The sequence below is a fragment of the Bacteroides reticulotermitis JCM 10512 genome (assembly GCF_000517545.1).
GTDB classification, from domain to species: Bacteria; Bacteroidota; Bacteroidia; order Bacteroidales; family Bacteroidaceae; genus Bacteroides; species Bacteroides reticulotermitis.
This window is the reverse complement of the sequence record NZ_BAIV01000001.1, coordinates 38,837-60,011: the sequence shown is the minus strand read 5'-3', so window position 1 is coordinate 60,011 and position 21,175 is coordinate 38,837. Positions and strand designations below refer to the sequence as shown.

The window sequence follows — 21,175 nt, the reverse complement described above, 5'->3', positions numbered from 1 at the left end:
TCAACGGAGAGCCGTATGCGTGGAGACATGCAAGTACGGTTTGGGGGCAGGTACGGGAAAACCTACTGCCGAAAGGCAGTAAGGCGTTCTGTACCGAGCCTACGTATCGGACAGGGAGGGGACACCATCACCCTGGCGATGAAGCTGCAAAAGACGAAGGATATCTCTTATGCGTTAAAAGCGATAGAGGGACATTTCCCGGCTGCTTTCCGGCCTGCCACCTCTGTCAGGAAGCCGGAGCCGCAGGTTGCCGGTTACCGGCAGGTACGTGTTGATCCGCTGACGAACCCGGTCTTGCTGGATTATCTCAAGGAAAGAGGTATCTTGCCCGAAATTGCCCGGAAGACTTGCAAGGAAGTGCATTTCGAGAACAAGGGCAAATGGTATTTTGCCGTGGCCTTTGCCAACCGGAGCGGCGGGTATGAGATCCGCAACAAATACCTGAAAGGGAGCATCTCTCCCAAGGAGATTACACATATTAAAAACGGCGGCGACCATTGTATCGTAGTCGAAGGTTTCATGGACTACCTGTCATACCTCACACTCAAATCAATGCGCCCCGCTAGCGGGCAGTCTGCCGATTATATCGTATTAAATTCGGTCAGCAATGTAGGCAAGGCTATCCCGATATTAAAAGAATATAAGAGTGCTTTCTGTCTGCTGGATAATGATCCTGCAGGAAAGCAAGCATTCTGCCAAATGGCAGAAGCCGGATGTCCGGTTAAAGACAAATCTGCCTGTTACGCGGAATACAATGACCTGAATGATTACCTGCTGGGAAAGAAAATGATTTCGGAGAACCGACAACGCCATGCCGGAAACACTTCCACCAAGGAAAGGTCGCAAACGAAACAGCACGGTTGAAAATTATAACAAAGCTGTCACCGCTTAAAGCATAAAAAGAGGGCCAAATCCGGTTAAACAGATTTGGCTCTCTTTATTATTTCAGCCTCCGGTTAACTTCCGGATAGCTGTTTTTAGTAATTTCTAATCAGCAGCTCGTTGACCGTTTCCCTCTTCTCGGCAATGGAGCAAATGGAACGGAAGATACTGATCCGTTGGATATGGAAACCGGCATAGAGGTCGTCGAAGAAGGTATTCTCCGGATTCTTCTGCCGGGGATCGGAGTTGGAAAGCATTCATTTGCCACCCGCTTCGTCTATTTCCTTACAGAAATCTGCCAGGGCGACCTGCTCTTCGTCCCCGAAGTCCTGCGGCATATACGAGGTACAGGCATTACTCTCATTGACCGGCTTGTAAGGCGGGTCAAAATAAAAGAGAGATTTGGTTCCGATGTACTTTCCGGTCTGCCGGTAGTCACCGTCCAGAATAATGACATCCTGCAACAGCTTATGGTTAAAGCGGATCAGTTCCTCTTCCAGTAGTTTCACCCTTCCACCGAAACCGAAGGTGACGGACAGCTTTCCCTTGCGGTTCACGGAGTAGATGCCGTTATAGCAAGTGCGCATAAAGAAGATAAACAGGGCTGCACGAGTGATGTTATCCGGGTTACCTTCATTGTAATAGGTACGTTTCTCCATGAAGTAGGCTTTTCTTCGGGCATGTTCTTCCAATGCGATGTATTCCTCCTGTATCCGGGCAAGCACCCCGATCAACTCTTCCGGGGATTCCTTGATGACGCGGTAGACATTGACCAGGCTCTCGTTGGAATCATTGATGACGCAGCGGATTTCCGGATAGTTTTGTCTTATTCAGAAGAACAGGGCACCGCCACCGACAAACGGTTCTACGTAGGTATCCATCTGCCCGAAGTCTTTCGGAAGCGATTCGATCAGTACGGTGAGCAGTCTTCTTTTGCCTCCCACCCAGGGGAAGCAGGGTTTTCCCGGCAGAGCAGCCGGAGAACTTTTCTTTACTTTTTCCATGTTTACAACATTTAAATGATTAATAAATTATATAGGGATTATTCATCTTCTGCCGTTTCCAGCAGGTGTTTCAGGTTGGGATCATTCTCAATGCGGAGCAGTTCTTTTGTAATAATCTGCGCCACATCTTCTTTGATTTGATAGTAGTTCCTTTCGATTTCCTCTTTCATGTGGTCCTTACCGTCCGCATCGGTAAAGTCCGTGATCACCGGGATTTTCCGGTAGGCTTTCGTTTCCGCGGCTACCTGTTCGTTATCCACTATGATTTCGGCATGGAATATCTTCTGATTTATCTTTTCATCGAACTGTCGCAGACCGAACCGACAAACTCCCCCTGCGAGAGGTTGGATATCTTGGAGGCGGGGATGAGCGAATCGAGCTGGGTAGAGATATTGGTCGAGGTGTCCTCCCTGGTCATATTGATGGACTTGCGCTGCTGGAGTACTTTTCCGAACCTTTCCGAGAGATTTTTTGCGGTTTCACCCACTACTTGCCCGGCAAAAATATTGCCGATTGTATTTTGGATCACACGCGCCTCCTTGTCGCCGTAATCCCTGACGAGTTGGCTGTAGTCTTGGGCACCGAGCATGACAGCCACCTTGTTGCTCCGGGCGGTGGCTATCAACGTGTCAAGCCCTTTAAAATAAATAGTTGGAACCTCGTCCACCAGGATGGAACATTTGAGCTTACCTTTCCGGTTCACCATCTTGACGATACGGGCATTGTACAACCCCAATGCCGCCGAATAAATGTTCTGGCGGTCAGGGTTATTGCCTACGCATAAGACCTTCGGGGCATCAGGGTTATTGATGTCCAGTGTAAAGTCATCGCCGGTCATAATCCAGTACAAGGCAGGCGATATCAGCCTGGAGAGCGGAATCTTGGCGGAAGCTATCTGGCCTTGGAGCTGCTCCATCGCGCCTCCTTTCCAGGCATCCATAAACGGGGAAAGATAATTTTCCAGCTCCCGGTAAGAGGTAAGGATAGTGAACAGGTCGGAATATGGCTTATTCAACAGCTCGATGGCATGCGGGAAGGTGCAGTAGTGTCCGTTTTCAAAAATTTTCAAATACCAGATTACGGCAGCGAAGAGCACAATCGGGCTTTCCACAAAGAAGTCCCCCTGCTTCTGAATCCAACTCTTATTCAAGTTGAGCATGATCACATAAGCGGATTCATAGGCATCCGCAATATCGGACAGGAATGCCGGGTTGAGCGGATTACACCGGTGGCTGTGGCGTGGATCATCAAAATTAATGACATAGAAACCGACCGGCTTGGCATATTTATCTTTATTCTTAAGCAGCTGGTTATAAGCGATCAGGCTTAAATCCGGAAACTTGAAGTCATAGCAGTAGAGCGCATAGCCTTTCTCTATTTGCTGCTTGATGAACTGGTTGATGACACAGTATGATTTCCCGCTACCGGGACATCCGACCACGATGCACCCCCTCTGCGGGGATACGACATTGATCCAGCCGTTGTGCCACTTCTTCTTGTAATAGAAACGTGTGGGTAGATTCACCGAATATTCATTGGCGATCAAGCGGGTTTCCTGCATGAAGCTCTCGTTCTCATCGTTAAAGACGTCATCCATGAGCTGGTTCTTCAGCAAGCGGGTAAGCCAGACTCCGGCGGTAAGCAGGCAGATATATCCGGCGGCTACGGTAGATACATATGATAAGGTAAGAAGCGTAACGGAGAAACGGGTTGTCAATAAGAACTCACTACCGAAAAAGAGCAATACTCCGGCTGTAAGATAACAGCCGATATGCTTTCATGACATCTCCACATCCTTCCGTCCTTTGGCTCCCATACAGGAGAAGAAGAGGAAGAGCAGGCTGAAGGATTTGCTGACCAACGAATGGGAAAACAGTCCCGTATCCCGTTGGAAGTTGAGCAGTATCTTATCCACCACGCCGATGGTCAGATTCATGGAAAGAAAGTAGGGATAACAGAAATAATAAACATTCATCACTAAAAAAATGATGCTGACAGCCCTCATAAAATCGAGGTTCTTATTGAGTCCTCCGGTTTCGTCCTGTGACATATTATCTTAATGAATTAATAGTGATACATTGTATTAGCCGAGATACGGACCTTTGCGCTTTCTCTTCTTCTTTTTCCCATAAGGCTTTGAGTCAGGTCTTCTCCCAGATATGGATAGGATTCCGGAGAGAAGATATCCAGCAATCCTTCCACCAGTCCCGGTTCTTTTGTTTCCGGTTCGGTCGGATGCAAGACAGGCACTTCTTCCTCTTTTCCCGGTAAAACCACGCCATACTGCCGGTTGATAACCGATGCCGAGTATTCCTTTCCCAATGCCGAACCTTTGAATACGGTTCGGGAGGTATGGTCAATATAAGTAACTCCATAAATCACTCCCGCAGCGTTCTCATAAAGCATGGCGGTGATGCCTTTCCCAGTGAGTTCCTGCAGGAATCCCTGACGGGTATCCTGTTTCAGAGCCATGGCAATCGCCTCTTTCGTCCCCTCGGGTATCGGTTGTTTTACCAACCATTGCTTGCTTTTGAAAAATTTCTTTTGAAGTGCCGCATAACCTACACTCTTGCCGATCTTGCTGGATTTGATGGCTACGCCCACCCGGTCACCCTTCTCATCGGTAGCCGCATAGACCAGTCCGTGGCAGGTTTTCCCGTCTATCGTTTTACGGGTTTCTTCCACCGTCACATGGAAAAGACCGAGCAGGGCTTTAAACTCCTTGATGGATTGGAATTTATACCCTTGCATGACGGGCTTGACCACACCAGCTATCTGGTGCCTGATATCCCCTTTGTGGTAATCAACGACAGCCAGCGGCAAAGATTCACGACGTTCCTGTTTCTCGGCAGGCAACAGGTGATATTTCCTTTCCAACTCCCGGCAAACGGAGGTAGAGCGTTGCCACTCCTTATAATCATTGATTTTTTTTCCTTGCCCGTCGATGCGCAGGGAGAGATATGGATATGGGGCCTGCCGATATCCTCGTGCCGGTAGATGATATAGGGCTGGTTACCGTACCCCATCTTTTCCATGTATTCCTGTCCGATGGCTGCCAACTGTTCATCGGTCAGCACATCGTCCGGATGCGGATTGAGTGAGACATGGATAACCGGTTTCTCGGTGCGACGGTTAGCAGCCAGGTACGGTTCGAAGGAACGCATGCAATGCTGGATAGTCGGATGGCCGTCTGCCGGTTCCATGATCCGGTTTCATGCCAGTGGCCGTGCCCGCTGCTTGTCCACTTTTTCGTGATTATAGTATAATGCCCCGTAGACAGAGGCTCCTGATGTTATTTTTGCAACCATTGTTCGAATTCTTGGGTGAGACGGATAATCTCCCGGTTCAGATATTAGTTCAATAGTCAGTTGCTCCAATTTATAGAGCATGGCGAGGGCTTTCTTCTCGGAGAGTCCGGTATGCAAGGTCTTGACCGCCTGGTTATAGTTCACGCCTATGCGGCGGTATTCGCTTTGCAGGTTGGTCAGCTTGATGTAGTAGTCCGTTGCCGCCTTGTCTATTTTCACGACTTTCATCGGCTTGTCGAAAAGGGCGGCAAGAATGAATTGAGATTTGGTTTTGGCTCCCGAGTTCTCGAAAAGCCTTTCGAACTCGATGTTCTGGAATTCGTCCAGGCGGAAACCATAATAGTAGGAATGAAGCTGGGATTCCTCCTTGGGAGTCCGTCCGCCTCTTCATTTGCCTGATTTATCAGCCTGCACAGGCTTGCGCGTATTACTGATCTTTGCCATACTTTTAAGTGTTTCATTTATTCGGCAGCAAAATAAGTGATAATATTCATACGAACCTAAAATCGGGAAGTGACTACAACTGACAGGAGATGACTATTTGTGACAGGGGTACAAATAACTGTTGGAATGCATGTTTTTCAGAGAGATTTGGATATTGATGCATTGGCTTTTTGTATATATCTTCCCCATGTGCAATCTACACTTTTTACACAATTCCACATACCTTTTAGAATGCTAATATCGTATAGGATTGTTTTTCAGCAATATATCCATTCGATACGTTTTGGCATCCGTTTTGCCTTTACTTTAACATAAGAGATAATAAACAACGAAACAAGTATTAATTAAAAAAATTACGATCATGAAAAAGGTATTAGTAGCAGTAGCATTGGTAATGGGATTAGGTAGTTCTGTAGTATTCGCACTGGAAGTTAATAGCCTTACAGCAGTAGAAACTACTGCACAGGCTCCACAGGATGAGTTCACAAAAATTGATGCCAAAGAGCTGCCTGCGGAAGTAATGAACGCCCTTGAAAAAAGTTATGAAGGTGCTTCTATCAAGGAGGCTTATGTAGCAGCCAAAGAAACAGGAAAAGTGTACAAGGTGATCATTACTACCAAGGATGCGCAGGAAGTGACAGTCCTCATGAATGAAAAAGGCGAAGAAGTGAAGGCATAAGGAATGCTTCAATTAGCTGTGTGTAAAATAAAATCCCGTTTCTTGGCAAATCGAAATTTTATTTTACACACAGATGAATGCGGTTACTATTTACTCTCTATCCCACAGTTCACAATATTCTTTTCATAGTTTTCTTTTAGCTTGGGAAGCAGGACAGAAAGATTCTTCTTGCGTCGTGCAAGGTCGGCACGCAGGTCATATGGTTTGGAGATGGAAACATTGAAGAGTTTCTCGAAAGCGGAAACAATACCGGCGAAAGAGAGGCGTTTGCCACTTTCGTCCGTAACCAGCTCGCTGTAATCCAGCGAGGAGATCAGTTCCATCAGGTTGGCTAGCGTGCCTTTCCAATAAAGCGGTGAAAGAAAGGAGGAAGGTGTCGCGACGGTTCCGGGGTACTGTACACGAAAATTGACCAATTCTATTTCCGCTTCCACCAGCAGAAGGCATTTGTCCAAATAGAATTCAGTTGTCGGTGTATGATGTTGTCCCGTTTGCTCAGACCACTTCTTTAGGGAAATCAGTTCTACCTTGCTGTGAAGCAGATGGCGCAGCTTTCCGATACGGGAACCGGTTCGATAGCGAGGTCATACAGGTATTGTTCATATTCGGTATAGGAAGAAGAAAATTCTTCATCGGAAACTGTCTGTTCCTGATTTGAAGCTGGAGACAAATAGTTGAATATACGGCATTCTGTAAATGGTTTCATACGGCATGCGTTTAATTTGTTTATACCGGAATAAGCCAAACGGAATGCCTCTGCCGTTATTCAAAGTTCTATACTATCTTTAAAGCATTGACAATCAATAACAAATAAATTTTGCACAAAAAATGAGTGTAAATAAAAAGTGTAAGCCGTCCTTGACAAGAATGTTAGGACGGCTTACACTTTTGTAAACCTCATTTGCTCCGGTTTATTCTCCAGTCAGTCGACGATATGGTATTTCTTCAGCTTCTCGTACAGGGTAGTCCGGCTGATATTAAGTAACCGAGCCGCTTTGGAACGGTTGTCACCTGTTTTTTCAAGAGTTTGGAGAAGCAATGCCCTTTCTTTTTCTTCTTCCGTCCACTGTGTTTCTTTTTTGGGAAGGGAGATCTCAAGGTTCAGGTCCGAGACGGAAATCCATTGCTCCTGGCAGATGAGTACGGTACGGCCTATCACATTTTTCAGTTCACGGATATTCCCCGGCCAGAGATATTCCAGCAGTGCCGCCTTTGCCAGCCTGTCAAAGCCGTGAAACGATTTATGGACCTTGGCACAAGCGAGCTTTAAGAAGAAATCAGCCAGAGGGAGGATATCTTCCCGGCATTCTGCCAGTGTAGGAATACGGAGGGTAAACTCATTGAGCCGATGGAACAGGTCTTCCCGGAAGCGTCCTTCCTCGATGGCTTTCTCCAGATTTTCATTGGTGGCGGCAACCAGCCGGATATCGAAAGAATATTCTTTCGTGGAACCTACCGGTTTGCAGCGTTTCTCTTGCAAAGCCCTGAGCAAGAGCATCTGTGTCTTATAAGAGAGATTGCCTACCTCGTCCAGAAAGAGTGTCCCTCCGTCGGCGGCACGGAGGAGACCAATTTTGTCACTTTCCGCACCGGTAAAGGCTCCCTTCTGATGACCGAAAAACTCGGAGGCGGCAAGCTCGTCAGAGATGGCTCCACAGTCAATTGCCAGATACGGCTTGTTTTTCCGGTGGCTTCGGGCATGTATCTCGGCTGCGACATGTTCTTTTCCGGTACCGGAATCTCCACGGAGCAGGACGGAGATATCCGCACCGGCAATCATTTCTATCAGGCGGTACATCTCATGGGCCTTGAAGCTTTCACCTCGGTAGAAAACCGGTTTGTCGCTTTCCTTGTCGAATATTTCCGTAATTAGAGCCAGGAGTTTGTCTGGTTGCACGGGCTTGCACAGGTAGTTGACCGCTCCGAGTTGCATGGCCGTCACCGCATTCTCCACCTGTCCGTAATTAGTCATGATCAGGAAAGGAATGGGGTACTGCTTCTCATTCATCCATTTCAGGAGCGAGGTGCTGTTGCCGTCCGGCAAACGCAGGTCTGCCAGTATCAGGTCGAACTCCTTTTGTCCGATGGCTTTGCGTGCATTCGCAAGGGTTGTCACACAATCAGTTTTCATTCCCTTTTTCACCAGCCAGTTGCTGATGCTACGACTGAATACGATATCATCTTCAATAATCAGAATTGTTTTCATAGGCTTTCCTCCCGTATTTTTTTAGCGTATGCTATAAGTTTTTCTACCGCCTGGATAATGTCCCGTATTTCCATGTATTGTTCATCGGTCCACTCTATTTTATAGTCTGTCACCAACTTTCGTAAATGGAACAAGGGAAAATCCAAACGGACAGTTTCCCACAAAGGTAGTTTTTTATGCAACATTGAAATTATGGTTTCCTTGTCCTGTCGGCCTAAAGCATCGGTCAATATTAAAAGATCTTTCCGGCTTTCCTCAATAAATAGACCGAGCATTTCCTCTTGGTTGTCTTCTCCCGAAAGGATAAGCGAGAAATCGGGTTCATACTCCTTTTTATCTTTTTTCCCTATTACCTGTGCCACTGCGTTTATCAGTTCTCCCATAGAGAATGGCTTGTGGATGCAGCCTGAAAAGCCGCCCGACAGATACTCATTGCCGTCGTCCACCCGTGCCGTTACCGCTATGACGGGTATGGTCTTTGCATTCTCCATATTAGAGGTACGGAGTAATTCCAGGATTCTGTAACCGTCCGTTTCAGGCATTTGAATATCTGTCAGCAGCAGGTCGTATCTTTGTGACCGGAGTCGGGTGACCAGTTCACGGCTAGTCTGACAGCAATCACACTGGACTCCGTTACGGTGAAACATCTCTTTGGTAATGTTTAGTTGTATCCGGTCATCATCAATAACCAGTACGTTGATTCCCTCTAGGTGATAATCGGTAGCGACGTGTGCCTCATCAACCTGGGTGGATTCATCGGCCTTTGGGAATGGCAGGAATACGGCAAACGTACTTCCTTCACCCGGTTTACTTTTTACGGTAATAGTTCCCTGCATACCGGAAACCAACCTGCTTGTAATGGCCAACCCTAATCCGAAACCAGGAAGGTTTCGGGCATTGTCCAGCCGTTCAAAGGCAGCGAATATTCGACCTTTTTCTTCCTCTGTCATTCCGGTACCGGTGTCCTGTACCAAGAAATATAGCTCATTATTCCGGTATTCCGCCTGTAGACGTACTTCACCTTGCCGGGTGAATTTAACCGCATTGGAAAGCAGGTTGTTCAGAATTTGCTGGAGCTGTGAACGGTCACCACTCACTACCACATCCAAACCGAAGAAGTCGGTGGCCAGCCGGAGCTTTCTCGTTTGAGCCAGCGAGCCATAGTTCTGGGTGATTTCATTAAAGAGGGTTTCCAGCCGAAAAATCAAGAGGTTCGGTTTGCTCCTACCGGTATCCAGTAGATAGAACTCAATCAGCGTATTCACTAGCCCGAGCATGTAATCGGATGAGTGGAGGATATTCTCCGCATACTCATCCTTACGGTTTTTCTCTTTTTCACCGGAGATCAGTTCAGCACACCCTTTGATGGTGGCCAACGGTGCACGCAGGTCATGGGCAATGGAAAGCATCATGTTTTTACGGGTGGTAAGTAATTCCAGATTCTTTCCATTTGTTTTTTCCAATTCTTTCCGGTAACGGTACTGACGATTCACGTCCCTGTGTATCACCATATACAGCAGAATAGCCAGCAAGAATCCTCCGATGCTGGTACCCGTAATCAACCGGAAAGCGTAGGTACGTGTTTCTTGTTGCCAGCGTATTTCCCGGTAAAAAGATTCACTTTCCTTCCTTTCGAAGTTCTGTACCAGCAGGTTGATATGTTCGTTTAGTATCCGGTTGCCAAATCTGAGACTATCCATCTTGGCTGATAAGGTTTTCTCGTAATAGCGAGTGGCATTGTCAATCTCTTTTTTTATGGAATACAGCAGTGCGGAAGGCTGTACCCCAACTGTTCTTGTATTGGAAGTTATGGCAGAAATTGGTACTTTCTGTGTTTCTTCCCGTTGTAAGGCATAAGCCGATCTCTTTTTCTGCTTGCGGAGGATGCTCCAGAAACCTTTTTTTTCCTTTTCATCTGTCTGAATGGCAGGCGTTTCTTTCTGTTGAAGAATGTTCTTTTTGCTTTGCGACACAGCGACAGGTATTTTCCGGTGGATAATTTCCCCTGCATTCGGCACATTCTCAAACAGTTGCAGCAAAGCCGCCATCTGTTTCTCCTTTTCCGCCAGCAAGTTGCACACTGAATCAATGCATGCCCGTTGCAGGCTGTCCTCCTGTTCAGCTTTCAGGTTTTGCAGCAACGTAACCGTTGCCCCCTGCTTTTTCCGGTAGGCGGCATAGTCATCTTCCGTCCATCCGACAATAAGTTCGCTGGTGGAGGCAAGGTCTAGCAGACAGAGGAAAGCCCGGTTTGTCTTCTGCCTTTCTCTCTGCCAATGCGCTTCCTGCTTTTCCATTAGGCTTTTCTTCTGCCAGCTATCATGGACAATATAGACTATCAAAACTAAAAGGAACACCCATATCAGGCACCCGATGATAATTTCCAGTTTGAGTTTTGCTTGTATCATCGATATTGTATTTATTTTAATTCTTACTAAAACTGATTATTATACAACATTACTCAAATGCTCCATCAACACATCCTAATAGGTAAGTATAGCAAGACAGGCAACAATTACCCAGCTGCCGCCTGCCACTATTTCATTGTAATCATTAGCAATACATATTCACTATTGCTTCATACAGTTTTTGCTTACCACTTGTTTGTTTCGGTTCATCGTTAGCTTTTACATAAACTACAACTTCTTCCAGCGTCAGCCTGCCATCTTCGAATTCCTTTTCCTTGCCTATGTCGAATAATAATGCATAACGGTCAGTTAATATCTTCTTGAGTAATTTTACTATTCCAATTGTATGGCTAATTGCTTTTCATCAGGGCTACTTCCATAAAGTAACTTGTATTTGCCGGAAAGAATACGCATCGTATTTGTTTGAGTGTCAAAAAATTCAAAGGCATTGGCTGGCAAAGTTACATTTACACATTTTGTTTCACCAGCATTCAAAGAGATGCGTCGAAAGGCACGCTATGTTTTGATTGGAGTATCTTTGTCACCTAGCTTTTGGATATATATTTGTAAGATTTCATTTCCCTTGTAATTACCTATATTTTTTATTGGCAATTTGATGTGTTGCTCATTTCCTGCTTGCAGCTTTGTTACCGACAGTAGAATTTTGCCATAACTGAATTGTGTATAACTCAATCCATGTCCGAAAGGAAACATTCTGAAAGACATTGGGAACCCTTTAACGACTGCACCTCCCATTCGGGCGGATAGATAAAGTTCTTCTCCATAAGTTTCTTGTCCGCGTCCCCAGCATGGATCACGGAAAATATTCACATTCGGAGTCTAGAACGTAAGTCCTTGATAACGTCCATGCATTCCACGTCGACAGGCATCATGAAACTTAGCTCATGCCTCATCACGTACAGCCTCGAATACTTTTTTCACGCAGCGAAAGTCTGGACAACAAACCATCCGCACGTTCTGACGAAGTAAGTGACGTGTCCTTATAGAGATAAGAAACATCTTGTGCAATGGCAATTGGTAGTATTGAAACAGCCAGCCAGATAATATAGAGTATTCTTCTCATTATTTAGTAATATATTATAAGATAATTATTTGGATAAAACAAAGAGGATGGTCAAATATATATGGATACATCTGACCATCCGTTATTACTTTATCAAATTTCTTTTATGAGTAAACATGCCCACGGTGCCAGTTCACGGTTAATGGTCAATTCTCCATGTTCGTCTGCCCGCATCATGAATTTTAAGGTAGCCCGTCCTTGCTGGCGCAACCATTCCGTTTGTTCATGATTTGGACTGTGAGGCGTCCCATTGCATTATAGGCGGCCATTATATTCCCATGGTCTGTATCCAACAAGTCCAGTTGAAATACGGTATGAGGTTTTAATCCCTTCAGCGTAATTTTTAGCTGTTTGGCGCTTGCTTTATAATAGTCCGATATATCGGAGGCTCCCGGCACATGACTTTCATATTCTTTGGGATAGTTAAAAGCAAGTGCCGAAATCTTCCCTGTCTTAGTTGAACGACTGACAAATAAAGGATCCTTATAATAAATTTTCTCATCCCCTAATTGATGCAACATTCGATAAGCATGAAAAGAAGGTTTTACTATCCCTTGAAAATTGATCATGCCAAATCCTCCATGAAAAAGTTCCTCACCGCCTCCTTTCTCTTCAAATACATCTGTAAAAGTCCAATACATTAATGAATTAGCTAACCCCAAGCAATCCAAATTCGCTTTAATAATAAACGCTGCTGGTGGTAAATGGTCATGCATGCAATCACGACTATTAGGACTAGTACTCCACTCTGTTAAATGAATCTCCGCATTGGGATATTTGCTCATCGCCAACTGATTACGCAACCAATGTATGTCGTCGTACAGTGAATGTACATAACGAATAGCATCTTTACTACGCCCAGTTTCAGGATCCAAAGCGTAATCTGTTGGATATGGATGGGTAGAAATAAAATCTACCGGTAAATTTTCTTTTTCACAGAAACGAAGGAAATCTTCAATCCATACTCCTTTCCACTGTTTGGTGTTAATTACATCTTGAGAATAAAACACAGACTTTTTATGATCCAGAATTTCTCCCTTGTGGCGGTCATCCGGCACAAAATTACTAGTAGCAGGTCCGCCAACCTTCAAACGTTTATCTACGGATTTTATAGCATTTACCGATTCTTTATACATAAGAAAATAATCACTTTTAGTTCCATGAAAGAAACCTCCCAAACCTGTCAAATTAGGTTCATTCCAAACTTCGAAATACCAAGTCGACACTTCATCAATGCCATAACGATCCACCACATGCTGCGTAAAGGCTTTTACTAAATCATGCCATTTATCTATTTTTTTCCGGTCAAATGAAACATTATTCCGATACCACATTTGTGTCTTAGAATTTTCAGCAGCTATATCCTTAGGAAAAAAGGATAGTTCAACAAAAGGTCTAACTCCCAATTCCAACATTCGGTCATACACTTCATCAACATATTGCCAATTATATATAACTTGTCCGTCTGGTTTCTCAAAATAAACAAACATATCATCACAAAATAACCCATGCATACGGACATACTGAAAGCCACATTCCTCTTTCACTAATTTCAGATGTTCCAACCATCCTGCACGCAAACCTTCATTAGCACGTCCAGCTCCAACCCCGACACTCCAATAATGGGTGAAAGATTCTGTTTTTCCTGTTACATCTATTATTTGGGCAATGATACCCTGACACATCAACAGCACAGCTGTTAACATAAAAAATTGTTTCTTCATCACATTATTTTATTTTAATTCCTGTTACAAATTCATTTATATCAAAATCTTGCGTATCCTTCATCTTCTGGCCATTTATCCAGATATTATCAAAAATTATATTTTTAATATCATGATCCATATCATATCCTCTGATAACAGAAGGATTGGCTCCGTATCCCTCATAATAGATATTTCGAAATATTATATTCGAAATACTTCCACCAGGAGCACTATTATACTTAGCATTAAAATTGATACTAAGATGGAACAACCTTCCTTCCTGGAAATTTTCCACATGAATATTTTCAAATAAAACATCTCTTACGTGATTCCTATCACCACAGCCAATAGCTAAACATCCTTGATAATCACGATCATCTTCATCATGTTCCAATATATCAATGTTACGAAATGTATAATTTTCAAGAACATCTCCCGTACCTTTCGTATTGCCATGTCCACCGATATTAATAGGATGAGCAATATCTGCCCACAATACTGAATTTTGCACTGTTACATTTTTCGACCCACCATAAAAATGCCAGCGATGTCCATACACTGCAATACAATCATCCGAATTACGCAAAAAGACATTATCTATCAAAACATCATTGCAGGACATCAAATCAATGCCATCACTCCATCCTTTACAAGAAAAACTCTTGAGATTTCGAATAATTAATCCATCCGTCTCTCCACCAAATACAGTATAGTGATCCGGATTGACAACTGTTATGCCATCAATAATAATATTTTTCGAATGAGTTACTTCAATACCTCGTTGTGGATGATCTATAATTCCCCGTCCTACAATACGTACATTTTCAGCTCTGTCAACTACCAATTTGGCTTGTAAAACTGCACCTGGAGCCAAATAAACCGTTGTATTAGAAGGAATTGGAATTTCAATACCCGGTAAATCTTTAGGCTTATGAATCCCCGGACCAAAATACATGACCCCCTTATCACCTTCCTTGAGTATTTCTGTTTCCATAGGATTAGCAAACAGATGAAGGTTATGTAAACGATCCCCATTAAACTCTACCGATAAATATTGTGGCTTATCGAGAGTAAAAACGATTGTATTCATCTTCTTTTCATACTTAATCTTTCTACTCAACGGACGAATATCAACTGTCTGAATCAGCCCATCATTCTTTTTCACCATAATCTCAACCGGACTCCCCATGTCAAATTGCACCATTGAAGCGTTTTGAACATTATCCATATCTACCTGAACATTGTATTCAAATAAATCATGCCACTCTCCTCCTACCGTCCTCACACGTACTGTATAATCATCATTATGCTGCCCAATACCACTATAGGTCACTAACTGTGCAGAGAGAGCCAAAGTACAAAACAATGACATCATCATAAATAAAAAGCGTCTATTCATACTATATATTTTTACATTTTATATATAGTACGAATAGACGCATACTATCCCCTAGAAATTAAATCGGCTATTTTATCATAAGTTGAATTTTTTGTAAGTCTTCATCTGAAGAAGTACCTCCATATAGTAACTCATAAGTTCCAGGCCTCACGCGCATTGTATTTGTATCCGAATCAAAGAACTCAAAGCTCGCAGGAGAGAGAAAGAAACGAATATCTTGTCTTTCACCTGCCTCTAAAGAAACTCTCCGAAAAGCACGAAGAGTTTTCAAAGGAGCTTCTTTATCTTCCAAAAAACGAATATACACCTGTATCACTTCCTCACCCTTTCTGTTTCCTGCATTAAATAAAGGTATATCCAGTATGGATGTTTCATTTGACTCTATTACGTTCTTGTTCACCTTTGCCACGCCATAAAGAAACGTTGTATAGCTCAATCCGTGCCCAAATGAAAACAACGGTTTTTCAGTCATATAGCGATATGTACGCCCTCTCATGCTATAATCTTCAAAATCCGGTAACTGTCCCACTCCTGTGTAAAAAGTAACAGGAAGACGTCCTGCAGGATTATAGTCTCCAAATAAAACATCTGCAACCGCAAGTCCTCCGGCTTGTCCCGGATACCATGCTTGAAGAATAGCATCACATACTTTTGTTTCAGGACCTAAAGCAATTGCAGAACCAGAACAATTGACAAAGATGACTTTTTTCCCCGCATCTTTCAAAGCCTTCAACAATTTACGTTGCACAGTCGGTAACTCAATATCTGTCCGATCTCCGCCTCGAAAGCCGGGTAAATCAACCTTCATTTCCTCTCCTTCTAATTTGGGAGATATTCCACCTACAAAAATTACGACATCAGCATCTTTCACTTTCTCAATAGCAACATCAGGAGTGATTTCATGGTAATTTCCTATATCAAACTGGAGATATGCACCTCCTCTATCTTGCATATAGTCTATTTCAATATCATATTCTTTTCCAACTTCTGCTCTCAGTGCATATTCTTTTTTTGCACCGGCATGAGTCCCCCAATAATTTATTACTTCTTCCCCGTTCACACGAATCCGATACCCATCATCACCATTAATACTTAAAATTACTGTACCACTTCTATCTGGTCGGAAAATGCCCTTATATTGAGCAGAAAAATCAGTTAAATTGACGCCTGAAGCAAAAACTGTAGCACCACCAATATCAAACTTAAATGGAGTGCTCACAATTTGCGTAGTTACGACTTCCCCTTTCATCTCTTTGTTATTCCAATATCGGGCACTAAAACCCGGCTGCCCATCAACAGTTGTTATCAAATTAAATAAAGATTCAAAAGAGTTATTAGTAACCAAATCACAACCTTTTTCATAAGGTACGTATCCTATTTTAGAATAAATTCCTTCCAAAATCGTGATTGTGTGTCCCGGAACACCATTGTAATTTCCCCACTGCATAACAGAGTCATTTGCATTTGGTCCCATTACAGCAATATTCAAACCAGATTTACTAAGTGGAAGTATTCCATTATTCTGCAAAAGAGTCATTGTTTTTCTTGCCATATCCAAAGCCAGTTCTTGGTGCTTTTTACAATTCACCACACTCAATGGAATTTTTGCCCAAGATACAATCGAATCCGGATCCATCTCTCCCAACTCAAAACGTGCTTTTAACAGACGACGGACACTTATATCTATTTGTTCCTCTGTTATCAAACCTTCTTTTACCGCTTCTTCCAGACTTGTGTAATTATTGCCACACTCAACATCTGTACCACTAATGACAGCATCAGCACTTGCGTCAGCTGGTCCCTTATGTGTTCCATGCCTGTCAACATGAAAGAAATCACTTATCGCACCACAATCGCTAACTATCACATCTTCATAGCCCCAATCATTTCGTAATATCTGCACTTGTAACCTCTTACTACTACAGCAAGGTTCACCTTCAAAACGATTATAAGCACACATAACTTCCTTTACTTTTGCTTCTTGAACCAAATCTTTAAATGCAGGTAAATAGGTTTCCCATAAATCACGATTTGATATCTTTTCTACATTAAAAGTATGGCGATTCCACTCCGGTCCAGAATGTACTGCAAAATGTTTTGCACAAGCATGTAACTTATTATATTTAGCCTCCCGAGGACCTTGCAATCCACAAACAACAGCTACTCCCATACGTCCTGTCAAATAAGGATCCTCTCCATAAGTTTCTTGTCCACGCCCCCAACGAGGGTCACGGAATATATTCACATTAGGAGTCCAAAAAGTCAATCCTTGATAGCGTCCGAACTGACGTCGCCGACGAAAATCATGAAATTTAGCCCGGGCTTCATCGCTAACCGCACTAAAAACATCCAATACAGCTGAATCATCAAAACTTGCTGCCATACCAATAGCCTGGGGAAATACTGTAGCCAACCCTGCGCGTCCGACTCCATGCAATGCTTCATTCCACCAATTATAAGGAGCAATTCCCAAACGTCCCACAGGATAAGAAGTATCCTTCATTAGTCCGATCTTCTCTTTTAAAGTCAATCTGGACAACAGATCATCCGCACGTTCTATCGGAGTCTTCATTGGATTCCTATAATCTTCTTTCTGGGCAAAAAGTGTCAATGCACACAAGTTCAAACATAAAACAAATAGAAAATACTTCATTATATTCATCCTATTTAGCTTCTTCAACGGTACGTCCGCGCTCGTCTATTTGAGCCAATTCAATATAATCGATACAAAGTCCCGTATTCGGCCACCACCCACGTATCACACGGATATCATTATTTCCGGCACGCAAAGATACATTCCCACAGTCCAGCACCTTCCACTCTCCTTCTGTATCCACAAATTTCACGTTCTTCAATAACCACGTATTAACAAATACCATCGCATCATTTTTTCCACCATCAGCACGATACCTAATCCGCAAACGATATTTCTCGTCTTTTGCACTCTGTCCCAGAAAACTGCAATAATCATTATACATATCAAACCCCGTGACATAACCTCGTCCTGTATATCCTTTATAGGAATTATCAACATAAACTCCATGTAGTTCGCCCCCTAAAAGATTTCCCTCTTCTGCTTCCAAATGAACTGTAGTCCAAGTTCGTTCAGCCAATCCAAGTCCTTTTTTTGTAGGACGAATTAATTTTATACTTCCATCTTTATCATAATCAACCCAATCCGCCATGATGCTTCGACTTTCACTTAAGCCACCACTTAAGATAGAACCGTGATAAAACATTATATCTCTTCCTTTGAAACGAACAATCCCCCCATGTGTAGTAGAAGACTGGCCCGCCCAATCATCTATAAAAATACCCTTATATTCATAGGGGCCTAAAGGTTTTTCCGCTTCTGCATAATAATATTTCTGTGGCCATCCCCTGTCCGGCAATCCCGGATACATTAATAAATAACGTCCATTACGTTTTATAACCCACGGAGCCTCAAATACATGTGGAAGTTGAGGACGTAAATTTACTAATGTTTCCTTTTTTATACTCAACAAATCATCATTCAGTTCGGCACCAAAACATGTACGGTCATGCCCCCAAAATAAATAGGCTTTACCATTTTCTACATAAACAGCCGGATCCTGACCAAAATCCGCATCACGGATATATCCGCAATCTGTAAATGGCCCTTGCGGACGTTCACTGACAGCTACACCTGTACGAAATTTCTGATCTTCACCACGCATACAGGTAATTAGATAGTATTTCCCTTTCCAATAAACTGCATCAATAGCCCAAGCTTGATCAACAGCCCAAGGCACACGGTTCCAGTGAAGAATCTGTCCATGATCCGTCCAATGCACTAAATCATTCGTTGAAAAACATGATAATCATTCATCCCACGAATATGCGAATTACTTAATGGCTCATCATGCTGCTATATACATATAAAGTTGTAGTATCCGTAGGCCAAACATGTGGTGCTGGATCTGCTGTATAAATATTGGTAATCAACGGATTCTGTGCAAAAGAAAACGTCCCGGTCATTACCAATAATCCTATCAATGTTATTCTCTTTATCATATCTGTTTTTTTATTTGAATTTAAATTCTGTCACTTTAGGAGATTGTGCATAATCACTATGAAATACTAACACAATTTTCCGTTTTCCCATTACCGATTTCATGGGGGCTGAATATTCCCGATATTCCCTACCAACCTGCCCGGCAGGAATTATACAAGTTGCTAATAACTCTCCGTCAGGGGCATCAAGTCGTACTTCAACACGACTATCTTTCAAAGAAGATAAGGCATTTATACAGAAGTCCGTAACTCCCGTTCCAAAATCTATATTATTATATTGAGCCCAAGCTCCACTTTCCGTTACTTCCAGATACTGATCCGGAGATAATTTATTTTGTTCAACTCTATTTAATCGAGTATTATGTTCATCATCATAAAACTCAATAGGAATCAAATTGAAAGCATTAAAATGATTAGCGGCACCATATGGACTACTAAAACGCATATAATCAAAATCAGCATATCCCTTCTCCCCATCTCCGGTATGAAAACAATATAGTCCAAACCGATTTCCCAAATATGTTTTCCCGCTAAACTCCATTCTAAAATCCTCTCCATATCGAAACCAGTTTTTCTCATCTCGACTATACTCAAAGCGAGCAATGCTTGAATTATCCCCCGTTACTCTAAAATAAATATTCTTATCTATATTAATCTCACTCTTCTTTATGTTCTGTCCATTGTCTGTCCAGACTAAATATTGCTTCCCTTCCTGTTTGCTAATACCAATATAACTATAGGGTTTGTTCCACACACACAACCCGGCTACATCTCCATCCTTCAATGCAGAAATATCCAAACTTGTAACAGCCGTCATTTCAGGACCAATAAAGCGTCTCACTAATGTGTTACGGGCATTCTCCCAGCTATCAGCTTGCATAGCGTGCAAACGCAGATAACCACGACGTTCAGCCAAGCTCCATTTTGAATTATCAGGATTATGACTCCACTGCCAATGTAAATCCAACCTATCAGAAGAAAACTCATCACCTCTTTCAAAAGGGCGTCCTAGCACATTAGCTTTTGGAAAGGGTTTTCGTTGTGTAGGAGCTATACGGCCATAGTTTTCGAATGAAGGAAGTACAGGCCAACCCTCTTCCCATTTTATAGGGAAAAGCCATGGGACACGTCCAGCCGGCACACGGTCTTGAAACATGAAAAACCAAGAGTCACCATTATGTAAATCAATAAATCCTCCCTGATGTAATCCGCAACCACTCAAATTGGCATCAGTATTAACCAATTCACGTACTTCATAAGGCCCATAGATATTTTTAGAGCGAAGAATATATTCACGCCCAGGAGTTCCCCCAGCAGTATTACAAATATAATAATAATCATCTCTTTTATAAATATGGCTTCCCTCCCATGCTCCTGTAAAAGAGCTGAACACTGTTTTAGCAGGACTAATCACTTTTGTGAAATCTTCAGATACTTCTGTCACATAAATTACATTTTGTCCATGAACGACATACACTTTCCCGTCATCGTCAAAAAGAACACTCGGATCATAAAGATGACAATAAAGCAAAGTCTGTTTATAAGGCCCCTCCGGACGATTAGAGACATTTGTTACAAAATAGCCTAGATTATCATAATAAAAAATATAAAACTTTCCTTTATGATAACGAATACAAGGTGCCCAACTGCCACCATTATATCTCGTTTTACCACCAGCCATATCATAGACATTATTACCTATTAACCGATCATATGCATAACCTATAATCTCCCAGTTTACCAAATCCTTCGAATGACTGATAGGAATTCCCGGAGTCAGACAAAATGTGGAACAAATCATATAATAATCCTCTCCTACACGAATCATATCCACATCAGGATAGTCTCCCCAAATTACAGGATTTGTAAAAGTTCCATCACCATTATCAGCATATCGGCTCTCAGACACTGAACCTTCCTGTAAAGATTGTGCCGAAATAAATAATGCAATTGTCATCATACTCGTGACCAAAAAGAATCGTTTCATAAACACACCATTTCTTAAGTTTATACACTCGTG

16 protein-coding genes and 6 pseudogenes are annotated in these 21,175 nt (G+C 42.8%); 2 read left to right on the top strand and 20 right to left on the bottom strand.

All coding sequences use genetic code 11. The features are described from left to right. Positions 1-138 precede the first annotated feature (138 nt). The gene (locus JCM10512_RS00205; RefSeq protein ID WP_052517057.1) at positions 139-864 is read left to right on the top strand and encodes a DUF8464 domain-containing protein; all 726 of its coding nucleotides are present in this window, start codon (positions 139-141) and stop codon (positions 862-864) included. 113 nt (positions 865-977) lie between these two features. Here JCM10512_RS00205 and JCM10512_RS22930 read toward each other — a convergent pair whose 3' ends face one another. From JCM10512_RS22930 to JCM10512_RS23195, 6 genes and pseudogenes are all read right to left on the bottom strand, one after another. After that, on the bottom strand, positions 978-1,139 hold the full coding sequence (locus tag JCM10512_RS22930) for a hypothetical protein (protein WP_162832120.1): 162 nt from the start codon (positions 1,137-1,139) through the stop codon (positions 978-980). Further along, positions 1,140-1,886: pseudogene (locus JCM10512_RS00200) on the bottom strand (DNA adenine methylase). It lies immediately after the preceding gene. A gap of 38 nt (positions 1,887-1,924) precedes the next feature. Continuing rightward, a pseudogene (mobC, locus tag JCM10512_RS21760) lies at positions 1,925-3,936 on the bottom strand (conjugal transfer protein MobC). Positions 3,937-3,950: 14 nt separating this feature from the next. Further along, positions 3,951-4,742, bottom strand: coding sequence for a hypothetical protein (locus tag JCM10512_RS00180; protein ID WP_244436761.1), 792 nt, complete (start codon positions 4,740-4,742; stop codon positions 3,951-3,953). Further along, positions 4,658-5,050: a relaxase/mobilization nuclease domain-containing protein gene (locus JCM10512_RS23200; RefSeq protein WP_244436760.1), complete on the bottom strand. Its 393-nt coding sequence runs from the start codon at positions 5,048-5,050 to the stop codon at positions 4,658-4,660. The genes JCM10512_RS00180 and JCM10512_RS23200 overlap by 85 nt, the downstream gene beginning before the upstream one ends. Before the next feature lie 48 nt (positions 5,051-5,098). Next, entirely contained in the window at positions 5,099-5,521 is a 423-nt protein-coding gene (locus JCM10512_RS23195; RefSeq protein WP_244436795.1) for a plasmid mobilization protein, read from the bottom strand. Positions 5,522-5,999: 478 nt separating this feature from the next. Between JCM10512_RS23195 and JCM10512_RS00170 the strand changes: the two genes are divergently transcribed. Beyond that, positions 6,000-6,317, top strand: a complete 318-nt coding sequence (locus JCM10512_RS00170; protein WP_044159225.1) for a hypothetical protein — start codon at positions 6,000-6,002, stop codon at positions 6,315-6,317. An 86-nt stretch (positions 6,318-6,403) separates the two neighbouring features. Here the strand turns inward: JCM10512_RS00170 and JCM10512_RS25005 are convergent, their stop codons facing one another. The 14 genes and pseudogenes from JCM10512_RS25005 to JCM10512_RS00125 form a co-directional block, all read right to left on the bottom strand. After that, positions 6,404-6,772 carry an RteC domain-containing protein gene (locus JCM10512_RS25005; protein WP_244436759.1) on the bottom strand — a complete coding sequence of 123 codons (369 nt, stop codon included), beginning with the start codon at positions 6,770-6,772 and terminating at the stop codon, positions 6,404-6,406. Between the two features lie 68 nt (positions 6,773-6,840). Continuing rightward, positions 6,841-7,023, bottom strand: coding sequence for a hypothetical protein (locus JCM10512_RS25000; protein WP_244436758.1), 183 nt, complete (start codon positions 7,021-7,023; stop codon positions 6,841-6,843). Between the two features lie 216 nt (positions 7,024-7,239). After that, entirely contained in the window at positions 7,240-8,523 is a 1,284-nt protein-coding gene (locus JCM10512_RS00160; protein ID WP_044159223.1) for a sigma-54-dependent transcriptional regulator, read from the bottom strand. After that, a complete protein-coding gene (locus JCM10512_RS00155; protein WP_244436757.1) occupies positions 8,520-10,931 on the bottom strand; it encodes an ATP-binding response regulator in 2,412 nt (803 codons plus the stop codon). The genes JCM10512_RS00160 and JCM10512_RS00155 overlap by 4 nt, the downstream gene beginning before the upstream one ends. Positions 10,932-11,076: 145 nt before the next feature. After that, positions 11,077-11,253: pseudogene (locus tag JCM10512_RS22310) on the bottom strand (xylose isomerase); the annotation flags it as partial. A gap of 11 nt (positions 11,254-11,264) precedes the next feature. Next, positions 11,265-11,435 (bottom strand): annotated as a pseudogene (locus JCM10512_RS23180) (fibronectin type III-like domain-contianing protein); the annotation flags it as partial. Between the two features lie 228 nt (positions 11,436-11,663). Beyond that, a pseudogene (locus tag JCM10512_RS24995) lies at positions 11,664-11,864 on the bottom strand (hypothetical protein); the annotation flags it as partial. Further along, positions 11,845-12,015 (bottom strand): hypothetical protein, encoded by a 171-nt coding sequence (locus JCM10512_RS22660; protein WP_158332158.1) that lies wholly within the window; start codon positions 12,013-12,015, stop codon positions 11,845-11,847. The pseudogene JCM10512_RS24995 and the gene JCM10512_RS22660, both read right to left, overlap by 20 nt. A gap of 182 nt (positions 12,016-12,197) precedes the next feature. Then, positions 12,198-13,739, bottom strand: coding sequence for a GH39 family glycosyl hydrolase (locus JCM10512_RS00145; protein WP_244436754.1), 1,542 nt, complete (start codon positions 13,737-13,739; stop codon positions 12,198-12,200). 4 nt (positions 13,740-13,743) lie between these two features. Continuing rightward, positions 13,744-15,120 carry a glycosyl hydrolase family 28 protein gene (locus JCM10512_RS00140; RefSeq protein ID WP_044159218.1) on the bottom strand — a complete coding sequence of 459 codons (1,377 nt, stop codon included), beginning with the start codon at positions 15,118-15,120 and terminating at the stop codon, positions 13,744-13,746. Between the two features lie 67 nt (positions 15,121-15,187). Further along, complete coding sequence (xyl3A, locus tag JCM10512_RS00135; RefSeq protein ID WP_044159527.1) at positions 15,188-17,773, bottom strand: xylan 1,4-beta-xylosidase; 2,586 nt, start codon at positions 17,771-17,773, stop codon at positions 15,188-15,190. 10 nt (positions 17,774-17,783) lie between these two features. After that, complete coding sequence (locus tag JCM10512_RS24495; protein ID WP_262482577.1) at positions 17,784-18,305, bottom strand: CBM35 domain-containing protein; 522 nt, start codon at positions 18,303-18,305, stop codon at positions 17,784-17,786. Further along, positions 18,282-18,947, bottom strand: a pseudogene (locus JCM10512_RS24490) (family 43 glycosylhydrolase); the annotation flags it as partial. The pseudogene JCM10512_RS24490 and the gene JCM10512_RS24495, both read right to left, overlap by 24 nt. Before the next feature lie 218 nt (positions 18,948-19,165). Next, the gene (locus tag JCM10512_RS00125) at positions 19,166-21,142 is read right to left on the bottom strand and encodes a family 43 glycosylhydrolase (RefSeq protein ID WP_081741165.1); all 1,977 of its coding nucleotides are present in this window, start codon (positions 21,140-21,142) and stop codon (positions 19,166-19,168) included. Between the last annotated feature and the right edge of the window lie 33 nt (positions 21,143-21,175).

Bases quoted from the DNA above. Each gene is read 5' to 3' on its own strand.
- JCM10512_RS00205 (WP_052517057.1), top strand. From the start codon at position 139: ATGAAGCTGCAAAAGACGAAGGATATCTCTTATGCGTTAAAAGCGATA.
- JCM10512_RS00170 (WP_044159225.1), top strand. From the start codon at position 6,000: ATGAAAAAGGTATTAGTAGCAGTAGCATTGGTAATGGGATTAGGTAGT.
- JCM10512_RS24495 (WP_262482577.1), bottom strand. From the start codon at position 18,305: ATGGCGGATTGGGTTGATTATGATAAAGATGGAAGTATAAAATTAATT.
- JCM10512_RS00155 (WP_244436757.1), bottom strand. From the start codon at position 10,931: ATGATACAAGCAAAACTCAAACTGGAAATTATCATCGGGTGCCTGATA.
- JCM10512_RS25000 (WP_244436758.1), bottom strand. From the start codon at position 7,023: ATGAAACCATTTACAGAATGCCGTATATTCAACTATTTGTCTCCAGCT.
- JCM10512_RS00145 (WP_244436754.1), bottom strand. From the start codon at position 13,739: ATGAAGAAACAATTTTTTATGTTAACAGCTGTGCTGTTGATGTGTCAG.
- JCM10512_RS00140 (WP_044159218.1), bottom strand. From the start codon at position 15,120: ATGAATAGACGCTTTTTATTTATGATGATGTCATTGTTTTGTACTTTG.
- JCM10512_RS00125 (WP_081741165.1), bottom strand. From the start codon at position 21,142: ATGAAACGATTCTTTTTGGTCACGAGTATGATGACAATTGCATTATTT.
- JCM10512_RS23200 (WP_244436760.1), bottom strand. From the start codon at position 5,050: ATGCGTTCCTTCGAACCGTACCTGGCTGCTAACCGTCGCACCGAGAAA.
- JCM10512_RS22660 (WP_158332158.1), bottom strand. From the start codon at position 12,015: ATGAGAAGAATACTCTATATTATCTGGCTGGCTGTTTCAATACTACCA.
- JCM10512_RS22930 (WP_162832120.1), bottom strand. From the start codon at position 1,139: ATGCTTTCCAACTCCGATCCCCGGCAGAAGAATCCGGAGAATACCTTC.
- JCM10512_RS00160 (WP_044159223.1), bottom strand. From the start codon at position 8,523: ATGAAAACAATTCTGATTATTGAAGATGATATCGTATTCAGTCGTAGC.
- xyl3A (WP_044159527.1), bottom strand. From the start codon at position 17,773: ATGAAGTATTTTCTATTTGTTTTATGTTTGAACTTGTGTGCATTGACA.